The sequence below is a fragment of the Paraburkholderia panacisoli genome (assembly GCF_008369935.1).
Classification (GTDB): Bacteria; Pseudomonadota; Gammaproteobacteria; order Burkholderiales; family Burkholderiaceae; genus Paraburkholderia; species Paraburkholderia panacisoli.
Window position 1 is genome coordinate 59,743 of record NZ_VTUZ01000001.1, and the last position, 21,719, is coordinate 81,461.

Below are 21,719 nucleotides of genomic sequence, written 5' to 3' on the forward strand. Positions count from 1 at the left end.
AGCGGCGTCAAAAGACATTAAAGATCGCGGACGCGGCGGCCGTAGACCCGGAGAGATAAGCAGCAATGCCGGACCAACCTTTCCGGCAGCTCTACACGTGGGGACGGGGAATATGAAAGCAGTTTCGCCAGGCAATCAGCACAACGCGGGGTTCTTGACGGACGGACCGGCGGCGCACGCGACGCCGTCGCGCGCTCAGGGCGGCCGTGCAAATGCCGTGATGCGCAAGGGCTGGTCGGTGAAGGCGATGTTGCGCGCCGCGTTCGCGGTGCTGCTGATCGGCACACTGCTGATCGGCATGTTTTCGCTCACGCAGATCCATCGTCTGAACGCGTCCACGCAGTCCATCTACGACCAGGGTCACGTCGCGAGCCGCGCGGCCGAGGAAGCGCGCGGCCACATGCTGCGAGCGAGCCGCGCACAAAAGATGCTGCTGACGGCGACCACCGCGAAGGAGCGCGACGAACTCGGCGCGGACATCGAGCGCGGCCTCGCCGGTCTCGGCGCGCAACTCGCCACGCTGCAGCAGTACGTCGACACCTCGGAAGCGAAGGCAGTCGAGCAGCAGAAGGCGTTTGCCGGAGCCGTCACCGTGTGGAGCGGTCATCTGCGCGACTTCGTGACGCTCGTGAAAGCGCAGCCGCTCGACCTGTCGCAGATGAACTGGCAGGTCGGCACCCAGGACGTGTCGCTGCTGGTCGAAACCGGCAAGCTCGAAAAGCTCGTCGATGAACTCGTCGCGCAGCGCGGCACCGCCGCGAAGGCGACCATCGACGCGTCGGGTTTCATCTACCACTCGTCGTTCGTGATGATCGCCGCGATGACGTTCGCGCTGATCGTGCTCGCGTTCGGCATCAGCGAGTGGGTGGTGCGCCGGCTCGCCGGCCAGCTCGGCGGCGAGCCGGCGTACGCGAAGGAAATCGCGAGCCGCATCGCGGCGGGCGATCTGTCGAACCAGATCGCGCTCGGCCGTAAAGACCGCTCCAGCATGCTGTACGCGCTGCACGACATGCAAAGCGGACTCGCGACGACCGTCTCCGACATCGCGTCGAGCGCGGACGCGATTGCGACCGCGTCGGGCGAAATCTCGATGGGCAATCTGGACCTGTCGCAACGCACCGAGCAGCAGGCGATGGCGCTCGAACGCACCGCCAGCAGCATGGAGCAGTTGACTTCGACGGTCCGCCAGAACGCCGACAACGCGAAGCAGGCGAGCACGCTCGCGAACAACGCGTCGGAGATCGCGGAGAAGGGCGGCGCGGTGGTGAGTCGCGTGGTCGCGACGATGAACGACATCAACGATAGCGCGCGCAGCATCGGCGACATCATCGGCGTGATCGAGGGGATCGCGTTCCAGACCAACATTCTGGCGTTGAACGCGGCAGTCGAGGCGGCGCGCGCGGGCGAAGAAGGCCGCGGGTTCTCGGTGGTCGCCGCTGAAGTGCGCAATCTCGCGCAGCGCAGCGCCGCTGCCGCCAAGGAGATCAAAGGTTTGATCGACACGTCGGTCGAGCGCGTGGGCAATGGCTCGGCGCTGGCTCAGGATGCCGGGGCGACGATGGATGAAGTCGTGAAAGCGGTCAAGCGCGTCACCGACATCATGGGCGAGATTTCGGCGGCGTCGTCCGAGCAGAGCGCCGGCATCGAGGAGATCAACCTCGCGGTCACGCAGATGGATTCGGGCACACAGCAGAATGCCGCACTGGTGGAGCAGGCCACTGCCGCGGCCCGATCGCTGGACGATCAGGCGCGCGGTTTGAAGGCAATGGTGGGGAAGTTCAGGCTGTAAAGCGGGTTGGTTTTTTGCGGCGCTGGTAGCTGGTCGCTGGTCGCTGATTGTGTTTGCGTGGTTCATGCTCGAACTTGAATGCATGGACCACGCGGTGGCGCTTGATGCGTCGTTGGTCAGCTCGACTTGGTGGCGTCGGGCTTCACAACCACCGTACACGTAATCCCCGCCGCCAGCACCACCCCATCCGGCACCGCATCGATCTTCACGCGCACCGGCACGCGCTGCGCGAGGCGCACCCAGTTGAAGGTCGGATTCACATCGGCGAGCAGCTCACGGCTTTCCGGATTGTCGCGATCGTAGATCCCGCGCGAGATGCTCTCCACGTGTCCCTGCAAGGTGCCGCCGCTCATCAGCCGGACTTCAGCCGGGTCACCGACGCGCACATGCGGCAGCTTGGTTTCCTCGAAGTACCCATACACCCAGAACGAGTGGCTGTCGACGATCGCCAGCTTCGCCGCGCCTGCGGTCGCATAGTCGCCGCGGAACACGCTCAGGTTCGTCACATACCCATCGACCGGCGACACCACCCGCGTGCGTTCGAGATTGAGTTTGGCCGCATCGAGCGCCGCCAGCGCCTGCTGGTACGACGCCTCGGCCGCCGACGCCGTATGCGTCGCGTTCTCGCGGCTTTCCTTCGACACCACCAGCGCATCCATATCGGCGCGCCGCTGCGCGTCGTCGCGCTTCATCTGCAGCTCGGCCTTGCGCGCGGCCACTGCCGCCTGCGCCTGTTCGACCGCGATCTGGTAGTGCGACGGATCGATCTGCATCAGCAGGTCGCCCTTCTTCACCAGCTGGTTGTCCTTCACCGGCAGATCGACGACCGCGCCCGACACATCGGGCGCGACGTTCACGATCTCGGCGCGCACGCGCCCGTCGCGGGTCCACGGTTCATCCATGTAATGGACCCACAGCACGCGTCCAATCAGGATCGCAACGATAAAGACAATGGCTGTCGCGATGAAGCCAACGAGATTTCGGATGGTCATGGTTCGACTCTGGTCAACGATAAACGGCGAGACCCAGCACGCCGCACACACATACGAGCAGACTGGCCCGGAACAGGGACGGATGCCACACCACGCGATACAGGCCCGTCCAGGCGATCACGCGGTCCAGCACCCAGGTGAGCGCCGCGCCCGCGATGAACAGCAGCACGATGGCCGGCACGTAGGCGTCGAAAACGGCAATGTCACGTGGCATGGGGAACTCCTTCTGGGGCGCTGGCCCGGTCGCTGTGGTCACCCCTGCGTTCACCCATCAAGGGTTCGAGCGGGGATTGCGGATCGAGCAGCGCGGTACGGATGAAATGCAGCTGGCTGAGGATGCGTTGCAACCGATGCCGCTCCTCGCGCGGCGGCGTGAAGCTGGCGAGCAGCTGCTGGAGCGCGGCGATCGCGTCGGCGGTGCTCGCCAGCGCGCGTTCGAAGCGGTCCTCGCGCGGCTGCCCGAAGAGCGCGCTCAACGCGTCGCCCATCGTGCGCAGCGCCACGCGCCACGGCGTCGACTTCGCGTAGCGTGCATCGACGGGCAGCGCCGCGAGCTCGCCGCGCAGATCGATCACCGCATTGCCCACCTCGAGCACCGAGAACAGCCAGCGCAAGGTGTCGCGCCGCAGTTCGGGCTCGTCGGGCGCGAGCGCGTTGATCTGGACCATCAGGTCGCGCGCGCCGCTCTCGAAGCGCGAACGCACCCGGCGCAGCCCCGCGCGGCCCGCCAGCACCACCTGGCGGCGCAGGTCGACCAGCAGCTGGTGGCGCAGCCAGGGCGTGGACGGCGGCAGCAGCACCGCGAACGCCACCGACGACACCAGCATCGACAGCACCAGCGCCAGCGCGTCGTTCATGAACGCGCTGGGGTCGTAGTGCATCACGTTGTCGGGGCCGGCCAGAAAGCAGAAGAAGATGCAGTAGCCCACGCCGTAGCCGGCCAGCGCCGCCCGCGTGGTCATGAACACGCCGAGCAGCAGGAACGGCGTGAGCGCCGCGCACAGCAGCGCGAAGCCGTCGATGTGCGGAAACACCCCGTACACCGCGAGCATCCCCATGAACGTGGCGGCCAGCGTGCCGGCGGCCATCTGGAACACGGTGCGCTTCGGATCGGGCGAGGACGACGCCAGCGCGCACACGGCGGCCGCGTTCAGCGTGAGGGTCGAGCCGCTCGGCCAGGCGGTGGCGATCCAGAACGCGCCGAGCGCCATCATCACGAGGGCCGCGCGCAGGCCCGCGACCCCTGCGGCGAGCGCGTTGGTCTTCGGCTCGTAGCGGTCGATCCAGCGCTCGCGCGAATGCGTGTCGAGCGCGAGCGACGCGTAGGTGGCCGCATACGCGTGCAGGTCGTCGATGAAGCGGAACAGCAGTTCGGCGCCGGTGTCGAAGTCGAGCAGCGGCGCGTCGGGCTGCGTGGCGTCGGCATGCTTGAGCAGTTCGGCGCGTGTGGCGCGCACGCGCGCCGGCAGCGCGGCCCTGAACGCGTCGAGCTGGGCGGCGGCGTGCGCGGCATCGGCGGCGCTCAGCACCGGTTCGCCGGACTTCGCGAGCAGCGGCGCGATTTCCTTGAAATACGGTTCGAGCGCGGCGATCGCGCTGGCCGCGCCGGTGTTGCGCAGCCGGTTCATCAGCTGGTGCAGCGCATGAAAGCGCGTGGAGGCGGTCATGAACTCGCTGTTCAGCCGCGCAAGGCGCCCGCCACGCCTGCGCGAGTCGGGGCCTTCGAACACGGCCACGCTGCGCGCGGCCTCGAAGCCGACGATGTCGGCGACAAAGCGCGCGTTGGTCGCTTCGATGCGCGCGCGGTCGTTGTGCCCGGCCAGCGACGCCGACACGTACTCGACGAACGCCGAGAAGCGCGCGCGCACGGTGCTGCGCATCTGCAGGCCGGCGAACTGCGGGAACACCAGGCCGCTGACCGCGCCCGCGCAGACGATGCCGAGCACCACTTCGGCGACCCGCGTGAGCGCGCTGAGGAACGCGCCGTCCGGATGCTGCGCGGCGGGGATGCCGATCAGCGCGGCGGTGTAGCCAGCCAGCACGAAGCCGTACGAGCGGAAGTTACGGTTGCGCGCGGCGCCCGCGGTGCAGATGCCGACCCAGATCGCGGTCGACACGATGAACAGCTCCGGCTGCTGCGCGAACAGGCCGATCAGCGCGAGCATCACGACGAGCCCGACGAGGGTGCCGCAGATGCGGTAGAAGCTCTTGGCGAAGACCATGCCGCTTTGCGGCTGCATGACGATGAACACGGTGGTCATCGCGGTGCGCGGCTGCGGCAGGTCGAGCTTCATCGCGAGGCCGAGCGCGAGAAAGCAGGCGGCGAGCGCCTTGAACAGGTAGACCCAGGTGAGGCCGTCGGTGCGCGCCCAGTCGGTGACGGCGGTGCGCAGGGCAGCGAGGGAGATGGGGCGCGCGAGGGAAGAGGACGAGGCGGACATGGGCGCTTCCTTACTCGGCCGCGGGGGCGGTGGCACTGGCGCGCGCCGTGGTTGCCGCGGTGCTCGTGGCGGTCGTGGCTACGGCGTGATTGCCGATGCGCGCAGGGGTGGGCGCGTGGCTGGCCACCCCGGCGTGCGCCGAGGCGTTTGCCGCCTTCGCAGAGTCGTTGCCGCTGCCGCCCGTCGGGTCGCCGGTGACAGCCTGGCTGGCAGGCACGGGCTGATCCGAACCCGCTGCCACAGAAGCGTTTGCCGCCTTCGCAGAGGCATTGCCGCTGCCGTCCGTCGCGTCGCCGGTGACAGCATGGCTAGGCACGGGCTGAACCGAACCTGCTGCCACAGAAGCGTTTGCCGCCTTCGGCGCAGTGTCGCCCGTGATGGCCGCCTTCCCCTTGCCATGCCCCGGCAGCGTCTCATCCGCCTTCGGTCCATTACCCGGTTCATCCAGCCCGCCGCCGAGCGCTGTCATCAGCGACGCATGCGCGCCCAGCCTTTCAGCCTGCACCTTCGCCACACCTTCCTGCGCGCGCAGCAACTGGTTCTGCGCGACCAGCACGTTCAGATAATCGGTCAGCCCGCGCCGGTAACCCTCGCGCGACAGATCGTAGTTGCGCTGCGCCGCCGCCACCGAACGGGCCGCGTCGTCGGCCTGGGTCGCCAGCGAACGCATGCGGATCACCTGGTCGGAGATGTCCTTCAGCGCGCCGACGATCGACTGGTTGTAGCGCTCCACCGCCTCGTCATAACCGGCCGACGCCGCGCCGAGCTGCGCGCGCAGCCGCCCGCCGTCGAAGATCGGCAGCGACAGCGCCGGCCCCGCGCTCCAGCTGTGCGACGGACTCTTCAGGAACTGGAACAGCGGCCCCATCGCCGCATAGCCGCCGATCGACGCGAGCAGGTTGATGTCCGGATAGAAGTCCGCCTTGGCGACGTCGATGCCGCGTGCCTGCGCGGCCACCGTCCAGCGCGCCGCGACCACGTCCGGGCGGTGGCCGATCAGCTCCGCCGGCAACGCGGCGGGCAGCCCCGCCGGCGCGGCGAGCGACAGCGCCGGACGGCCGATCGCGTCGCCCGCGCCCGGCCCCTTGCCGGCCAGCGCCGCGAGCTGGTTGCGGGCCAGCGCGAGCTGCTCGTCGAGCGCGTCGATCTGGCGCTCGTACTCCGGCAGCGGCGTTTCGGCCTGGCTCACTTCGAGCTGCGTGCCGATGCCGCCCTTCAGGCGCCGGCTGGCCAGATCCACGATCTGCTGCTGTTGCTGCAGGGTCGCCTTCGCGATGTCGAGCAGCGCGTAGTCCAGCGACATGCCGATGTACGTGCGCACCACGTTGGCCTGCAGTTCGAGCTGCGCGGCGCGGGCATCGGCGGCGCTCGCGTGGGCGGCGTCGAGCGCGCGTTCGGCGGCGTTGCGGTCCCTGCCCCACAGGTCCAGGTGATAGGACAGGCCGAGCGTGCCGGTGTTGTTCCACGACTGCTCACCGGCCAGCGGCCCCGGGCCGTAGTACACGTTGTCGGCCCACTTCTGGCGCTGGATCGACAGGCTGCCGTTGACCTGCGGCGCGAGCGCCGCGCGCGCGACGCCCGCCATCGACAGCGCCTCGCGCACGCGCGCCTGCGCAGCGGCGAGGCTCGGATTGCCGGCCTGCGCGGCGTCGATCCACGCGTTGAGCTGCGGATCGTCATAGGCGCGCCACCAGTCGGCGGCCGGCCACTGGGCGTCACTGTTGGCCGCGCGGATCGCGTTGCCCGCGTCGAGCGAGGACGCTTCGGTCGCGTGGTCCTGCGGGGCGATGCCTCCGGTACCTGCACAGCCGGCGATTGTTAATAGGATCGTAAGAACCGCGGCTGCGGAGATCCTTTTCGGTACCGGAGACTGCACGATTTCCTCCAAAATTGACTATAGACGCTTGTACCTCATTATATTTTTTGATGGATTGGGGAATAACCGGTAACGGTGCAAGGCATTTTTACGTTATGTGAGACAATCGCCTTTGCCAATTGTGTAACAATCGCTGCCGAACAACAGGGAATGGTATGGATACGCTTCAAAACATGCGCGTATTTGTTCGCGTCGTCGAAGCTGGCAGCTTCACGGGTGCCGCGCAACATCTGAATACGACCACGGCTTATGCGTCGCGCGCGGTTTCGGATCTGGAGGCGCATCTGCGCACGCGCCTGCTGAACCGGACCACACGCCGCATCGCGCTGACCGAGGCAGGCGAGCGCTATCTGCAACGCTGCGAGCAGATTCTCGCTTACGTGGATCAGGCGGAAGCCGAGGCGAGCGACGCGCATGCGCGCCCGTCGGGCAAACTCAAGGTCCACGCGATGACGAGCTTCGGCCAGCACTATGTCGTGCCGGCGGTCGGCCGCTATCAGGAGCGCTATCCGGACGTGCATGTCGAACTGACGCTCGCGCAACGCATGCCCGATCTGCTCGACGAGGGTTTCGACGTGGCGCTGACGCTCGCCACCGGTCTGCCGGATTCCGGCCTGGTATCGCAGCGCCTGGGCAGCGCGTTCAGCATCGCATGCGCGTCGCCGGCTTATCTGGAGCGGCACGGCGTGCCGCAGACGCCCGCCGATCTCGCGCGCCATACCTGCCTGCAAATGGTCACGCCGGTGTTTCCGCCCGACAAATGGACCTTTGGCGGCCCGCAAGGCGAAGAAACGTTCACGCTCGGCGCGACCACGTTTCAGGTGAACGTCGCCGAAGCGATGGTGGTCGCGGTATCGCAGGGCATGGGCGTCGGGCTGATTCCGATCTACTCGGCGATCAGCGGTTTGCGCAGCGGCAAACTCGTGTGGCTGCTGCCCGAGTACACATCGCAGGAAATGAATTTGTACGCGTTGTACCCGTCGCGCCAGTACCTGGACGCGAAAATCCGCACCTGGGTCGAATTTTTGCGCGACGAGCTGCCGGCCACGCTGGCTGCGGACCAGGATGAGCTGAGGCAATTCGCCCGGTCCTGAAGCCGCGCCGGGCGGGCGTGCCGCAAGGGTTGACGCGGCAGGGCGCCGCCGCGTGACCGGGCGTTACATAACTGCCGCGCCGCAACATTTTCTTACTTCTCGCCCGCGGACGATTTGCTAACGTGTGACTCATGCGCTGCCACTTCGGTCGGACGCGCCAGTTCGCTGCCGTTCGGCACATTGCAACAACTGAAGGACGAGGGATTCATGGATACGCATCTGATGATCGGCGTGGCCGTCATGCTGGGACTGATCGGGATCGCCGCATCGCGCGATCTGCTGCGCCGCCTGCGCGAACAACAGCCGCAACTGGTGCCGATCAAGGTTGAGCGCCCGGACCTGCAGGCTCGACGGCACGACCGTTGATGCTCGTCGCCACCATGGCGCGTCGCCGGCGGGCGCGGGGCCGTGGTGAGAAGGCTTTTTCTTTCTGAGCGGTTAGAGGCGCGTTCACGCTTTCAGTGCAGCGCTTCGATCAATGCGGGATCGTCGTTGAGCGTGCGGTCCACTTCGTGACTCACGCGGTGCCAGCGAAAACGGCCGGCCGGTAAGCAGGCACCGCGCGCGAGCCGTTCGAGTTCGTCGGGCGGTAAGGCCGGATCCAGCCAGCGGCGCGCCGCATCCGGCGAAAATGCCAGCGGACGACGGTCGTGAACGTCGATCAGACCCGAATCGACGCTGGCCGTCACGATCACCAATCCCATCCCTTCCGTTTGCGGCTCGCTGCCGCGCACGCTCGACAAGGCGGCCAGATACATCGGATCGTCTTTTTTCAGATGCACGAAGTAGGGCTGGCGCCGCGGCGCTTCGGTGTGCACCGAACCGCCATGCGCGTGGGCTGTCGCAGGCGAAGTTTCGACGCGCCACTCGAACCAGCCGTCCGCCGGCACTAGCACGCGGCCGGTTTTCCACAATTCCTCGAAATAGCGCGCGGTCGGCGCGGCGTCGGCGCGCGCGTTGATCGTCTGCGGCAGATGCTGTGCGCGCGCCCATTCCGGGCAGTATCCCCAGTGAATCGCGCGCAGCGTTTGATCAGGATAGATCGCGAGCGGATGCGTGCCGGGGGCAAGGTTGTAGCCGGGACGGCGGTCGGCGGCGTCGAACAGCATCAGCGGATCGGCGAGGCCGAGATGCCTGGCGTAAAGATGCGCGTCGCGATACTGGCTGATTCGACCACACATGAGCGATCTCCGGTGACGACGTGCGTGGCGGGTTCCGTAAGCTGGCGGAGTCCGCAATGAAGCGGTTGAACCGGCCGATTTTGCTGGCGCGTTTTTCAGGCACCCACCGGCACGCCGAAGCGGGACACAAGCAACAACAGGCAGCCGGCCACCAGCACCAGCCGCCGGCACGCAGCCGCCAGCGCGCAGCCGCCGACGACAGCGTAATGCGTCCGCTCCAGCCGCGCCATCCAGTCCGGCCCCAAGGGCGTGCCAGAAACGGGCTAAATCTCGACGACCCTGTCCCACGCGAATTGCGGATTTTCCCACTGCCCGGTGCGCCGGTCGAAATAGCCGCGCGGATTGCAGACCACGCGCGTGCCGTTCACGCTGTAGTCGAACGACGTGTGCGTATGCCCGTGAATCCACAGCGCGACCGGTGCGCGCACCAGCTTCGGCAAATGATTGACAAAGCCGGCCGACGCCCGGTCCTGCGCGTAGCGCTCGGCCAGACTCAGCCGATGCGGCGCGTGATGCGTGACCACGATCGTCTGGCCGCCGAACGGTTTGGCGAGCTCGCCTTCGAGCCACGCGCGCGCATGGGCGTGCAGCGCGAGCGAGTCGTCGGGGGTGAAGTCGCGCGTGGCGTCGTGGGTGTCGTGCGGCCAGCTCACCTGGATCAGCCCGCGGAAGTCGAGCATGACCTGGCGTGCCGCGTCGAACGATGTGGCGAGCGTGTCGGGGTCCGCGCCGTACAAAGCGAAGTCGGTCCACAAGGTGGTGCCGAGCACGCGCCAGCGGCCTTGCGGATCGACCAGCACCGCATTGTTCAGCACATGCACGTTGTCGACCTGCGCAGCCGCGTCGTAAAGCGCGCGTTCGAGCGCGCCGAACTCGCCGTCGTAGTACTCGTGATTGCCGGGCACGTAGACCACCGGCACCGCACCGTCGAAGGTCTGTGCGGCCCAGCGCGGCCCGGCCGCATGATTGTGGATGTCGCCGGCCAGCACGATCAGATCCGCGTGCGCATGCGGAATCAGCTCGGGCTCGTCGTTTTCCAGATGCAGATCGGACAGCACTCGAATCTTCACGGCCACGGCTCCTGCAAAAGTCCCCGCGTGGGGCATCCCCGCGTGGGGCATCCCCGCGTGGGGAGGCGAGGCTTCAATTCCTAGCGTAGCACCTTGCCCGGGTTCATCAGGTTCAGCGGATCGAGCGCGCGTTTGACCGCGCGCATCAGTTGCAGCTCGACGTCCTGCTTGTAGCGCGCAGCCTCGTCGACTTTCAGCTGGCCGAGCCCGTGTTCCGCGCTGATGCTGCCGCGATGCTGGTGCACGCTGTCGTAGACGATCTGGTTGATCGGGGCCTGGTACTGCTGCAGAAACGTCTTCGGGTCGACGCCCTCGGGCGCCTGCACGTTGTAGTGCAGATTGCCGTCGCCGAGATGGCCGAACGTCACCATGCGCGCGCCCGGCGCCGCCTGTGCGATCGCCGCGTCGGTCGTCTCGATGAAGTGGCCGATGCGCGAGATCGGCACCGCGATGTCGTGCTTGATGTTCAGCCCTTCCTCGGCCTGGGCGAGCGGAATATGTTCGCGCAGATTCCAGAACGCGCGCGACTGCGCGAGGTTTTCCGCGACCACCGCGTCCTGCACGAGGCCTTCTCCGAGCGCCGTTTCCATCAGATGCTCGAACAGCGCACGCGCGTGTGCCTCGCTTTCGCTGTCCGACAATTCCAGCAGCACGACTTGCGCATGCGGCTCGGCGAACGGATAGCGCATCTGCTCGAAATGCCGACCGACGAGGCGCAGACAGAAATCCGACATCAGTTCGAAGCCGGTCAGAAGCGGTCCGGCGATGCGCTGCGTGAGCGACAGAAAGTCGAGCGCCGCATGCGGCGAAGCGAGTGCGGCGAGCGCCGTGACACGCGCGGCAGGCTGCGGATGCAGCTTGAGCACGGCCGCGGTGATGATGCCGAGCGTGCCTTCCGCGCCGATGAACAGATCGCGCAGATCGTAGCCGGTGTTGTCCTTGCGCAGTCCGCGCAGGCCGTCCCACAGTTCGCCTTGCGGCGTCACGACTTCGAGACCCAGGCACAGCTCGCGGGTATTGCCGTAGCGCAGGACGCCAGTGCCGCCCGCGTTGGTGGCGAGATTGCCGCCGATCGTGCAACTGCCTTCGGCGGCGAGGCTCAGCGGAAACAGACGGCCGGCCGCCTCGGCGTGCCGCTGCACGTCGGCGAGGATGACGCCGGCCTCGACGGTGATCGTGTTGTTGTGCGGATCGATGTCGCGTACCCGATTCAGCCGCCGCAAGCTGATGACTGCCTGCGCGCCGCTCTCGTCGGGCGTGGCGCCGCCAGCGAGACCTGTGTTGCCGCCCTGCGGCACGAGCGCGATGCGATGTTCGAGCGCGAGCCGCACGAGCGCCGCGACTTCAGCGGGCGTGGCCGGGCACAGCACCGCGCAGGCCGCGCCGGTGTAGCGGCGGCGCCAGTCGGTGAGATACGGGGCGGTGTCGTGCGGGTCGGTCAACACGTGGGCTGCGCCGATGGCGTCACGGCAGGCGGCGAGGAAAGCGGTTTGGGTCATAACGGTCGGTCGGCGTGGACGGGCGGGAATGTCGGGTAAGCGGGGTGTCAGGCGTTCGGTTCGGCGGTTTGTTTTGCGGCTTCTTTCGCGGCGCGCTTCGCCGCGCGCTTGAACGGCGCGACGTAGGCCAGCGCGCAGGTAAAGAAGATCACCGCGAGCGCGGCTTGCAGCCAGCCGAGACGGGCGCTCAGTCCATGATCGCTCCAGCCGCGCACGACGCCCTCCGCGAAATACAGCAGGATCAGCATCGACGCCCATTGCAACGTGTAGAGCCGGCGCCGCCACACGCCCGGCAGCGCGAGCAGCAGTGGCACCGCCTTGAGCACGAGGGCCGAGCCGCCGGGACGCAGCGGCGCGAGCCACCATTCCCACGCGACGGACAGCACGATCAGCGCGAGCAGCGTGGCGGTTGCGCCGAACGCGGCGGCGGTTTTGGGCTGCACGGGTGGCGCCTTGAGCGAGGCGGCCGGTGCGCTTTCGCGCGGCGACGCCGCCGTCGTGCTTCGCGCGTCCGGCGTAGTGACCGGTTTCCCCATCGGCGTGGTCATGGCCTTTCGCTCATGGACGCCGCTGTGCGCGCGACACGTGCGCCGAGCGCGATGGCGAGCGTCTTTTCGTCGGAGGAGATGCCTTGTGCGGCCGTGCCCGCGCGAGCGAAATGCGACGCGCCGTAAGGCGTGCCGCCGGTTTGCGTGGTGCTCAACGCGCTCTCGGTATAAGGGATGCCGACGATCAGCATGCCGTGATGGAGCAGCGGCAGCATCATGGAGATCAGCGTGGTTTCCTGGCCGCCGTGCAGACTGCCGGTCGACGTGAACACGCAGGCCGGTTTGCCGGACAGCGCGCCGGACAGCCACTGCGGCGTGGTGCCGTCGAGAAAGTACTTGAGCGCGGCGGCCATGTTGCCGAAGCGGGTGGGCGAGCCGAGCGCGAGGCCGGCGCATTCCTCGAGGTCGCGCAGCTCGACGTAGGGCGGACCTTCGTCGGGAATCTCCGGCTGGGCCGCTTCGCACACGGTGGAAACCGCCGGCACGGTGCGCACGCGCGCCTGCATGCCGGGAACGCTGTCGACGCCGTGCGCGATCGCCAGCGCGAGCTCGCGAGTGGCGCCGTGACGGCTGTAATAGAGCACGAGAATGTCTTTCATAGGCCTCATCGGTGAACGGGTATTATAGGGGCTCGGTCCGCTGCACAGGCCACCCATGGCCGTTCGGCCAGGTCGCGCACGCGCTCCAGCGGCACCGGTTCACGAAGCCAGGAGGTAGGTTTGTTGTCCAGGGTGCGTTTCGATCTCGACACGCTCAAACGACTCGCGCGGTTTGCCGCGCAGCGCATTAGCGAAGACCGTATTCCGCAGGTGGCGGGCAGTCTCACGTTCACGGCGATGCTGGCGCTCGTCCCGCTTGCCACGGTTGCGTTCGCGTTGTTCACGGCGTTTCCGATTTTCAGTTCGTTCCAGGAGTCGCTGCAGCTTTTTCTCGCCGACCACCTGATGCCAGCGCAACTGAACAGTCAGATTTTCAAGTATCTGAACCAGTTCGCGTCCAAGGCGAAAGGGCTGACCACGATCGGCATGATCCTGCTGTTCGTCACGGCGGTGATGACCATGATGACCGTCGAATCCGCGTTCAACGTGATCTGGCGGGTGCGCAAGGCGCGGCCGATCGCGCAGCGCATTCTGGTCTACTGGGCGATCATCACGCTCGGCCCGATTCTGATCGGCGTGAGCCTGTCGATCTCATCGTATCTGTTCACGGAGTCGATGACCTTCACGGCGGCCCAGCGCATCACGCCGGTGATCGAGTGGGCGCTCACGGGCGCCGCGCTGCCGTTGACGGCGCTCGCGTTCACGATTCTCTATGTGTATCTGCCGAACTGCCGCGTGGAATGGCGCGACGCGGTGATCGGCGGCGTTACTGCTGCGATCGCGTTCGAGCTTGCCAAGCGCGGCTTCGGCTATTACGTGCGCCGCATTCCGACCTACACCGCGGTGTACGGCGCGTTCGCCGCCGTGCCGCTGTTCCTGCTGTGGATGTACCTGTGCTGGTTCATCACGCTCGCGGGCGCCATGATCGCGTCCGCGTTGCCGGCGATTCGCATCGGCCAGTTTCACCGGCCCACGTTCGACGGCAGCAATCTGTTCGACTCGCTCGAACTGCTCGCGCGGCTTTCGGAAGCACGCGACGCGGGCGGGCGCGGTTACACGGTGCCCGAGCTTGCACGGATGCTTCGTCGCGACATGGATATCACGCTCTACCTGCTGCAGAGGCTCGAGGAGATCGACTGGATCGCGCGGCTGCAGGAGGACAGCGCCGGCCCGCATTTCCTGTTGCTGGCGAACCCGGCGCAGGTCACGGTCGAGCGCCTGTTCGACCTGTTCGTGATCGATCGCGCGGAACTCGCGTATCAACTCGAGCTGAAGTCCACGCGTGTGGACGGCAGCACGCTGCTGGCGTCGCTCGAGAACGACAAGCTGAAGGTGACGCTCGCCGCGCTGCTGGCGGCGCGGGCGTCGGCCAAGGCGGCAGATGCCGGAGCGAGCGAGCGCGCCGCGCCTTCAATGCCGCATCAGGCGGCTTGACGCGAAGCGGGGCGGCGGAGGGTTGTTTTGCGCGGACTTAGGGGCCGGACTGTGGGTCCGGCGACCCATAAGCCCGCCATGACATGCGTCTGCGATGGCGGCAATACGATCGCGGCACGACGTTGGAAATGAGCGCCTGACCCGTGACGCGAGCCTTCAAAACTAGAGCGAAATCCTGCCGACGCAGATGTCCTTGAACATCATCCAGTCGCCCATCAGGCTATAAAGCGGATGGCGGAAGGTCGCTGGCCGGTTCTTCTCGAAGAAGAAGTGCCCCACCCATGCAAAACCGTAGCCGCAGATCACGGCCGCCGGCAGCCATAGCCAATCGCCGGTGGCCAGCGCCATTGCGAGAAAGCCGATCACGCCCAGCAATCCCACGAAATGCAGCCGCCGCGAGACCAGGTTGCGATGCTCGCTCAAATAGTACGGATAGAACTCCGCGAAGCTCGCGAAGTGATCGGTATGCGCGGTATGAGCCATGATGGCCTCCGATGTGGACGCTTCCTCGACGTCATGCCCATTGTTCCCGTTTGTTTCGCCACGTGCCGCCATGCGGCGCACGCGCTCGCTACAGAATGGGCCTGAACCATTGTCGGGCTATCGGACTCCGCGCGCAACCTGGCCGTTCGGACGATGGCGCGGCTCGTTCAGCGCGCTTATCGTGCTCATTCCCGGCGCAATCGGACGACGGCTACCGCGCTTCGCGAGGCGGCCTCGACGCGAAACTGAACAGCGCGTCGAGCGTGGCGTCGGGTTGCTCGGTCATCAATGAGTGGCCCGCTTCGAGCGTGACGGTGTCGACCGGCGCGCCCGTTTGCGCCAGCGCGTCGGCGAGCGCTTTGGCCGCGCGCGGCGGCGTCATTGCATCGCGCCGGCCGACGATCAGCCGGGTCGCGCAGCGCACCTGCGCGGCACGCGTGAGGCCGTCCGCGTAGGTGTTGCATGCGGTGAAGTCGGTGTGGAACAACTGCGGCTCTCCGCGCGCCGCGACCCGTTCCATCAGCCGCTGGTTCATGCCGTGCAGCCAGAAGCCGGGGCCTGGGCAGGAAGGCTTGGCCGCGAGCGTCGAATGCGACCATTGGTTGACCATGCCGATCGCATCGGGCTCGCGATGCAGCGCGGCGTCGAGCAACGCGTCGGATACCGCCATCGGCATCGCGGTGGCGAGTAGCGCGAGATGCGTCGCGCGCTGCGGGTAGCGGCCGGCGAAGTCGAGCGCGATGAGCGAGCCCATGCTGTGGCCGGCCACGAACGCGCGCTGCACGCCGGCGGCGTCCAGCAGGGCGGCGTGCCAGTCGGCCATCGCCGTGATGGTGGTGAGCGCTGGTCCACTGCTGCGGCAATGGCCGGGCAGATCCACCGCCAGCACGCCGAAACCATGGTGCGCGAAGTAACGGCTTTGCAATGCCCATACGCTGTGATCGTGCTCGGCGCCGTGGATGAAGACCGCGCTCGGCAGGCTGGTGTCGAAGGGCTTGCCGCCGGTGTACGCGTAGGCGGGTTTGCCTTGAACGGTGAGGATCATGCGGACTCCGGGCGGGATTGTGCTGCGGCGCCGGATTGGCCGGGCAAGCTGGTTTTCGCGGCTGCGGCTGCGGCGTTGGACGCCTTCACTGCGCCGCTACGCGTCGCGGCCGCGCCGGCCGATTTTTGCGCGGCCTTCAGCGCGCCTTTGAGGTCGTCGATCAGATCGTCGGGATCTTCGAGGCCGATCGACAGGCGGATCGTGCCTTCAGTGATCCCGGCGGCGGCGAGTGCGGCGGCATCCATGCGGAAGTGCGTAGTGGATGCGGGATGGATCACCAGCGAGCGCGCGTCGCCGACATTCGCGAGGTGCGAGAACAGCGACAGCGCTTCGATGAAACTGCGGCCGGCGGCGCGGTCGCCACGCAGATTGAAGCTGAACACCGCGCCCGCGCCGCGCGGCAGCAGACGCTGCGCGAGCGCGTGGTCGGGATGCGTCGGCAGCTCCGGGTAGGCGACCGATTCGACCGCGTCATGACTGGCAAGAAACTCGACCACGCGGCGCGTGTTGGCGACGTGCCGTTCCATGCGCAAAGGCAATGTTTCGATGCCTTGCAGCAGTTGCCATGCGGCCTGCGGATGCAGACATGCGCCGAAATCGCGCAGGCCTTCGCGGCGCGCGCGAAGCAGGAACGGCGCGACGGTGCTTTCCTCGGTGAATACCATGCCGTGAAAGCCCTCGTACGGCTCGGTGAATTCGGGAAAGCGCCCAGACGCGTCGAAGTCGAACGTGCCGCCGTCCACCAGCACGCCGCCGATCGTCGTGCCGTGGCCGCCCAGGAACTTGGTGGCCGAGTGATACACGAAGTCGGCGCCATGCTCGAACGGTCTGAGCAGGTAGGGCGTCGTGAAGGTCGAGTCGACCAGCAGCGGGACACGGTGCTCGTGCGCGATCTGCGCGACGGCGGCGAGATCGAGCACGTCGAGTCCGGGATTGCCGAGCGTCTCGCCGAACAGCAGCCGCGTATTCGGGCGCAGCGCCGCGCGCCACGCGTCGAGGTCGCCGGGTTTGACGAAGGTCGTCTCGATGCCGAAGCGCTTCAGCGTGTAGTGCAGCAGGTTGTGCGAGCCGCCGTACAGCGCGCTGGAAGCGACGATGTGCGAGCCCGCGCCCATCAGCGTGGCAATGGCCAGATGCAAGGCCGCCTGGCCGCTCGCGGTGCCGATCGCGCCGGCGCCGTTTTCGAGCGCGGCCACGCGTTCCTCGAACACGGCCACCGTCGGGTTCGAAATGCGCGAGTAGACATGGCCGGCGCGCTCCATATTGAAGAGCGCCGCGGCGTGGTCCGAGTCGCGGAACGAAAACGAGGTGGTCTGGTAAATCGGCGTGGCGCGCGCGCCGGTGGCGGGGTCGGGAGCGGCGCCGGCATGCAGCGCAAGCGTGTCGAAACGGTTGGCGGACATCGTGGGCGGCGGGGCCACGAGCGGCCTCGCGAAAGGGGAAAGTGGCGGCCATCCTATCACCGGCATGGCTCGCATCAAGCGCGGTTTTCCCGATGCGCGTGCCCGGCGCGATCCGAATTCGGGAGCGCGAGCGCCCGCCAGGCCTTGGTGGGCGGGCCGCTTTCCTTTTATGGGCCTTTCCGCTAGGATCGAAAATCATTCATGTAGTGCCAGCTTAGCGGGTATCACGGAGACAGATCATGCGAGTCAGCGACATTCTTAAAGTCAAAGGCAACACCCTTTTCACGGTCACACCGGATACCACGCTGCACGACGCAGTCAATACGATGGCCGAGCACGATATCGGCTCGCTGGTCGTGATGGAGTACGGCGATCTCGTCGGCATGCTGACGTTCCGCGAAATCATTCTGACGCTCAGCGAGAACGGCGGCAGCGTCGGCACCTCCACGATCCGCAAGGTCATGGACGATCATCCGCTCACCTGCACGCCTGAAACGGACGTCAACGAAGTCCGCCGCATGATGCTCGAACATCACGTGCGTTATTTGCCGGTGCTGGAAAGCCGCACGCTGATGGGCGTCATTTCGTTTTACGACGTGGCGAAGGCGGTGGTCGAAGAGCAGGGTTTCGAAAACCGCATGCTCAAGGCCTATATCCGCGACTGGCCGGAAGAGCAGCAGGACCAGCAGCCCTTGCGTTAATGCGCGGTGACTGACCGTCCGCGCTCGGGGTGTTGCGATGAGCGTGAACAGGCAGACAAGGCGCGCGCGAAAGCGTGCGCTTTTTTTGTGTCCTTCGCTTTTGTACCCGGTGACATTGCGGGCAGCCCGCCGCAGCGGCAGCCGATGCGCGTATTGGAATCAAGAGCCGGCGCGATGTCCCGCGCGGTGAATCGCCTGCGTCCCGCGCTGCTTACGGCGCTTTCTCCCGTTCTTCAAACTTCATGAGCGATCGTCCATTGCCTGCCGCCCGCCGCGCCGCCCGTGCGCAAGGGGCGCATGAATCCCAGTTCCGGTTGCTCAGCCAGCGCCGCTTTGCGCCGTTTTTCTGGACGCAGTTCCTCGGCGCGATGAACGACAATGTGTTCAAGATCGGCTTTACGTCGCTCGTCACCTATCAGGCGGCGCGGTTTTCCGGTGTCGATCCGAAAACCGCGGCGTTCCTGATCTCGGCAATTTTCATCCTACCGTTCGTGCTGTTCTCGGCCACTTCCGGCCAGATCGCCGACAAGTACGACAAGGCCGTGCTCACGCGGCTCGTCAAGAGCTTCGAGATCGTCGTGATGCTGGTCGGCGGCGCCGGATTCTGGTTGCATAGCGCGCCGTTGCTGTATCTGTGCACGTTTCTGATGGGCGTCCATTCGACCGTGTTCGGCCCCGTCAAGTATTCGTATTTGCCGCAGCATCTGTCGCAGGCGGAACTGGTCGGCGGCAACGGCATGGTCGAGATGGGCACCTTCGTTGCGATCCTGATCGGCACGATCGTCGGCGGCGCGGGCGCGGGTCTCGCCGACCATGGCGCGGTGGTGCTGGCTGGCGCCTGCATCGCGATCGCGCTCGCGGGGCGCGTCGTGTCGAGCTTCGTGCCGGCCACGGCCGCGCCGCAACCCGACCTGCGCATCAACTGGAATCCGTTCAGCGAGACGTGGCGCAACCTGAAGCTGGCGCGCGAAAACCGCACCGTGTTTCTCAGCCTGCTGGGCATTTCCTGGCTGTGGTTCGTCGGCGCGACGTTTTTGTCGTCGTTTTTCAGCTTCGCGAAGAACGTGCTGTCCGCGAATCCGGATGTCGTGACCGTGCTACTCGCCACGTTCTCGATCGGCATCGGCACGGGTTCGCTGCTGTGCGAAAAGCTCTCGAAGCGGCGGATCGAAATCGGTCTCGTGCCACTTGGCTCGATTGGCATGAGCGTGTTCGCGATCGATCTGTTTTTCGCGAGCCACGCGTTGCCGCCGGCGGGGCACCTGTTGAGCGTCGGCGAGTTCCTCGGGCGGCTTGCGCACTGGCGCGTGCTGGCCGATCTGTTCCTGCTCGCGATGTTCGGCGGCTTCTACAGCGTGCCGCTCTACGCGCTGATCCAGAGCCGCAGCCAGCCGAGCCACCGGGCGCGCATCATCGCCGCGAACAACATCCTGAACTCACTGTTCATGATCGTCTCGGCGCTGATGGCGATGGGCCTGACCGCGGCCGGCTTCAGCATTCCGGCGATCTTCCTCGTCACCGCGCTGCTGAACATCGTCGTCGCGACCTACATCTATTCGCTGGTGCCGGAGTTTCTGCTGCGCTTCATCGCGTGGATGCTGGTGCATACGTTCTACCGGATCCGCCTCGTGCATGCGGAGCGGATTCCGGAGGAGGGCGCGGCCGTGCTCGTGTGCAACCACGTGAGTTTCGTCGACGCGATCGTGATCATGGCCGAGAGCCCGCGGCCGATCCGTTTCGTGATGGATCACCAGATCTTCAAGTCGCCATTCGCGGGCTGGGTGTTTCGTCATGCGAAGGCGATTCCGATCGCGCCGGCGCATCAGGATGCCGGGTTGCTCGCGCAAGCCTACGAGCGTTGCGCGCGGGCGCTGGCCCACGGTGAACTGGTTTGCGTGTTCCCCGAAGGCAAGCTCACGCGAACCGGCGAGATGAATCCGTTCCGTCACGGCGTGACCGAGATCGTCAAGCGCACGCCGGCGCCGGTCATCCCCATGGCGCTGCGCGGCCTGTGGGGCAGCGTGTTTTCCCGTGCCGACGACGCGCGCTGGCCGCGGCCGATCCGCAAGGGCGTGATGAGCCGGCTGAGTCTCGCGGTGGGCGAGCCGATTGACCCGGCGCTGGCCACGCCCGAGAAGTTGCAGCAGATCGTCACCGAGTTGCGCGGCGCGCGGAAGTAGCAGGCGGGGACGCCGTGCGGCACATTGTCGGCGAGACCGTGGTTCGAGTTGGGACGAAAAGCGCGGCCGACGCCAATGTGACAGCGCGCCCTACAACTGAAGCGAAAATTCCTACCAACGGCGGCGCGCATGCCGACAGACCGCGCGAACTCTCGCAAGCCCGCGGCTCAATTGGGCCTGGCCGATCGGCCACGCACGCTGCGCAACGCGTTCCACACGCAATGGGGCTGGCATAATAGCGCTTTCCCCGCATTTCTTTGGACGACGCCCATGTCCGGCAACACGCTCGGTACGCTTTTCACTGTCACGACCTTCGGCGAATCGCACGGCCCCGCTATCGGCTGCGTGATCGATGGCTGCCCGCCGGGCATGGCGCTCGACGAAGCCGACATCCAGTTCGAACTCGACCGCCGCAAGCCCGGCACGTCGCGCCACGTCACGCAGCGTCAGGAAGAAGACAAGGTCGAGATCCTGTCGGGCGTGTTCGAAGGCCAGACCACGGGCGCGCCGATCGCGCTGCTGATCCGCAACACCGATCAGCGCAGCAAGGACTACGGCAACATCGCCGACACGTTCCGTCCGGGCCACGCCGACTACACCTACTGGCAGAAATACGGCATCCGCGACTATCGCGGCGGCGGCCGTTCGTCGGCGCGCCTGACCGCGCCCACGGTGGCGGCGGGCGCGGTCGCGAAGAAGTGGTTGCGCGAAAAGTTCGGCACCGAGATTCGCGGCTATATGGCCGCGCTCGGCGAGATCGACGTGCCGTTCGTCGACTGGGCGCAGGTGCGCGAAAACCCGTTCTTCGCGCCGAACGCCGGGATCGTGCCGCAGCTCGAAGCGTACATGGACGCGCTGCGTAAAGACGGCGACTCGATCGGCGCGCGCATCAACGTCGTGGCCTCCGGCGTGCCGGTCGGCCTCGGCGAGCCGCTGTTCGACCGTCTCGACGCCGACATCGCCCACGCCATGATGGGCATCAACGCGGTGAAGGGCGTCGAGATCGGCGCGGGCTTCGCGAGCGTCGCGCAACGCGGCTCCGTGCACGGCGACGAATTGACGCCCGAGGGCTTCGTCGGCAATCACGCGGGTGGCGTGCTCGGCGGCATTTCGACCGGGCAGGACATCACGGTGTCGATCGCGATCAAGCCGACCTCGAGCATCCGCACGCCGCGCCGTTCGATCGACAAGGCGGGGCAACCGGCCATCGTCGAAACGTTCGGACGGCATGACCCGTGCGTCGGCATTCGCGCCACGCCAATCGCCGAATCGATGCTCGCACTGGTGCTGATCGACCACGCGCTGCGCCATCGCGCGCAATGCGGCGATGTCTCGGTCACTACGCCGAGGATCGCGGCGAGTGCGCCGTAACTCGCGTTCGTTG

Annotated in this window: 20 protein-coding genes; 7 read left to right on the forward strand and 13 right to left on the reverse strand. The window is 66.6% G+C overall.

Translation table 11 applies throughout. The annotated features are described in order from the left end of the window. The first annotated feature begins 112 nt into the window (after positions 1-112). Complete coding sequence (locus tag FVF58_RS00275; protein WP_149667963.1) at positions 113-1,789, forward strand: methyl-accepting chemotaxis protein; 1,677 nt, start codon at positions 113-115, stop codon at positions 1,787-1,789. Positions 1,790-1,905: 116 nt separating this feature from the next. Here FVF58_RS00275 and FVF58_RS00280 read toward each other — a convergent pair whose 3' ends face one another. From FVF58_RS00280 to FVF58_RS00295, 4 genes are read right to left on the reverse strand one after another with little or no spacing between them, the layout of a single operon-like run. Beyond that, the gene (locus tag FVF58_RS00280) at positions 1,906-2,781 is read right to left on the reverse strand and encodes an efflux RND transporter periplasmic adaptor subunit (protein ID WP_149667964.1); all 876 of its coding nucleotides are present in this window, start codon (positions 2,779-2,781) and stop codon (positions 1,906-1,908) included. 13 nt (positions 2,782-2,794) lie between these two features. Then, the gene (locus FVF58_RS00285; RefSeq protein ID WP_149667965.1) at positions 2,795-2,995 is read right to left on the reverse strand and encodes a DUF1656 domain-containing protein; all 201 of its coding nucleotides are present in this window, start codon (positions 2,993-2,995) and stop codon (positions 2,795-2,797) included. Then, entirely contained in the window at positions 2,985-5,222 is a 2,238-nt protein-coding gene (locus FVF58_RS00290) for an FUSC family protein (protein ID WP_149667966.1), read from the reverse strand. The genes FVF58_RS00285 and FVF58_RS00290 overlap by 11 nt, the downstream gene beginning before the upstream one ends. Before the next feature lie 10 nt (positions 5,223-5,232). After that, positions 5,233-7,098 (reverse strand): efflux transporter outer membrane subunit, encoded by a 1,866-nt coding sequence (locus tag FVF58_RS00295; protein WP_149667967.1) that lies wholly within the window; start codon positions 7,096-7,098, stop codon positions 5,233-5,235. 155 nt (positions 7,099-7,253) lie between these two features. Here FVF58_RS00295 and FVF58_RS00300 point away from each other — a divergent pair, with 155 nt between their 5' ends. Together FVF58_RS00300 and FVF58_RS51135 are read left to right on the forward strand one after the other, a co-directional pair. Then, positions 7,254-8,192, forward strand: a complete 939-nt coding sequence (locus FVF58_RS00300) for a LysR family transcriptional regulator (RefSeq protein ID WP_149667968.1) — start codon at positions 7,254-7,256, stop codon at positions 8,190-8,192. Between the two features lie 207 nt (positions 8,193-8,399). Then, complete coding sequence (locus tag FVF58_RS51135) at positions 8,400-8,558, forward strand: hypothetical protein (RefSeq protein ID WP_188130668.1); 159 nt, start codon at positions 8,400-8,402, stop codon at positions 8,556-8,558. 92 nt (positions 8,559-8,650) lie between these two features. On the opposite strand, the gene FVF58_RS00305 is transcribed toward FVF58_RS51135, so the two are convergent. The 6 genes from FVF58_RS00305 to wrbA form a co-directional block, all read right to left on the reverse strand. Next, entirely contained in the window at positions 8,651-9,373 is a 723-nt protein-coding gene (locus FVF58_RS00305) for an SOS response-associated peptidase (RefSeq protein ID WP_149667969.1), read from the reverse strand. A 95-nt stretch (positions 9,374-9,468) separates the two neighbouring features. Further along, the gene (locus FVF58_RS54090; RefSeq protein WP_281291087.1) at positions 9,469-9,603 is read right to left on the reverse strand and encodes a hypothetical protein; all 135 of its coding nucleotides are present in this window, start codon (positions 9,601-9,603) and stop codon (positions 9,469-9,471) included. Positions 9,604-9,636: 33 nt separating this feature from the next. Further along, positions 9,637-10,443 carry a metallophosphoesterase gene (locus FVF58_RS00310; protein ID WP_149667970.1) on the reverse strand — a complete coding sequence of 269 codons (807 nt, stop codon included), beginning with the start codon at positions 10,441-10,443 and terminating at the stop codon, positions 9,637-9,639. An 80-nt stretch (positions 10,444-10,523) separates the two neighbouring features. Further along, positions 10,524-11,942: an FAD-binding oxidoreductase gene (locus tag FVF58_RS00315; RefSeq protein WP_149667971.1), complete on the reverse strand. Its 1,419-nt coding sequence runs from the start codon at positions 11,940-11,942 to the stop codon at positions 10,524-10,526. Positions 11,943-11,989: 47 nt separating this feature from the next. Further along, on the reverse strand, positions 11,990-12,490 hold the full coding sequence (locus tag FVF58_RS00320; RefSeq protein ID WP_246216886.1) for a DUF2069 domain-containing protein: 501 nt from the start codon (positions 12,488-12,490) through the stop codon (positions 11,990-11,992). After that, positions 12,487-13,089: an NAD(P)H:quinone oxidoreductase gene (wrbA, locus tag FVF58_RS00325; RefSeq protein WP_149667972.1), complete on the reverse strand. Its 603-nt coding sequence runs from the start codon at positions 13,087-13,089 to the stop codon at positions 12,487-12,489. The genes FVF58_RS00320 and wrbA overlap by 4 nt, the downstream gene beginning before the upstream one ends. A 120-nt stretch (positions 13,090-13,209) precedes the next feature. On the opposite strand from wrbA, the gene FVF58_RS00330 reads away from it, so the two are divergent. Then, positions 13,210-14,523 carry a YihY family inner membrane protein gene (locus tag FVF58_RS00330; protein ID WP_188130669.1) on the forward strand — a complete coding sequence of 438 codons (1,314 nt, stop codon included), beginning with the start codon at positions 13,210-13,212 and terminating at the stop codon, positions 14,521-14,523. A gap of 162 nt (positions 14,524-14,685) precedes the next feature. Here the strand turns inward: FVF58_RS00330 and FVF58_RS00335 are convergent, their stop codons facing one another. From FVF58_RS00335 to FVF58_RS00345, 3 genes are all read right to left on the reverse strand, one after another. Next, entirely contained in the window at positions 14,686-15,006 is a 321-nt protein-coding gene (locus FVF58_RS00335; protein WP_149667973.1) for an Mpo1-like protein, read from the reverse strand. Positions 15,007-15,217: 211 nt separating this feature from the next. Then, positions 15,218-16,051, reverse strand: coding sequence for an alpha/beta fold hydrolase (locus tag FVF58_RS00340; RefSeq protein ID WP_149667974.1), 834 nt, complete (start codon positions 16,049-16,051; stop codon positions 15,218-15,220). After that, positions 16,048-17,454 (reverse strand): O-acetylhomoserine aminocarboxypropyltransferase, encoded by a 1,407-nt coding sequence (locus FVF58_RS00345; protein WP_246216887.1) that lies wholly within the window; start codon positions 17,452-17,454, stop codon positions 16,048-16,050. Before FVF58_RS00345 ends, FVF58_RS00340 begins: the two co-directional genes overlap by 4 nt. A gap of 239 nt (positions 17,455-17,693) precedes the next feature. Between FVF58_RS00345 and FVF58_RS00350 the strand changes: the two genes are divergently transcribed. The 3 genes from FVF58_RS00350 (at position 17,694) to aroC (ending at position 21,706) form a co-directional block, all read left to right on the forward strand. Next, positions 17,694-18,155 (forward strand): CBS domain-containing protein, encoded by a 462-nt coding sequence (locus FVF58_RS00350; protein ID WP_149667975.1) that lies wholly within the window; start codon positions 17,694-17,696, stop codon positions 18,153-18,155. A 242-nt stretch (positions 18,156-18,397) separates the two neighbouring features. Then, positions 18,398-20,335, forward strand: a complete 1,938-nt coding sequence (locus tag FVF58_RS00355; RefSeq protein WP_149667976.1) for an MFS transporter — start codon at positions 18,398-18,400, stop codon at positions 20,333-20,335. Positions 20,336-20,605: 270 nt separating this feature from the next. Beyond that, positions 20,606-21,706 carry a chorismate synthase gene (gene aroC / locus FVF58_RS00360; protein WP_149667977.1) on the forward strand — a complete coding sequence of 367 codons (1,101 nt, stop codon included), beginning with the start codon at positions 20,606-20,608 and terminating at the stop codon, positions 21,704-21,706. Positions 21,707-21,719: the final 13 nt, after the last annotated feature.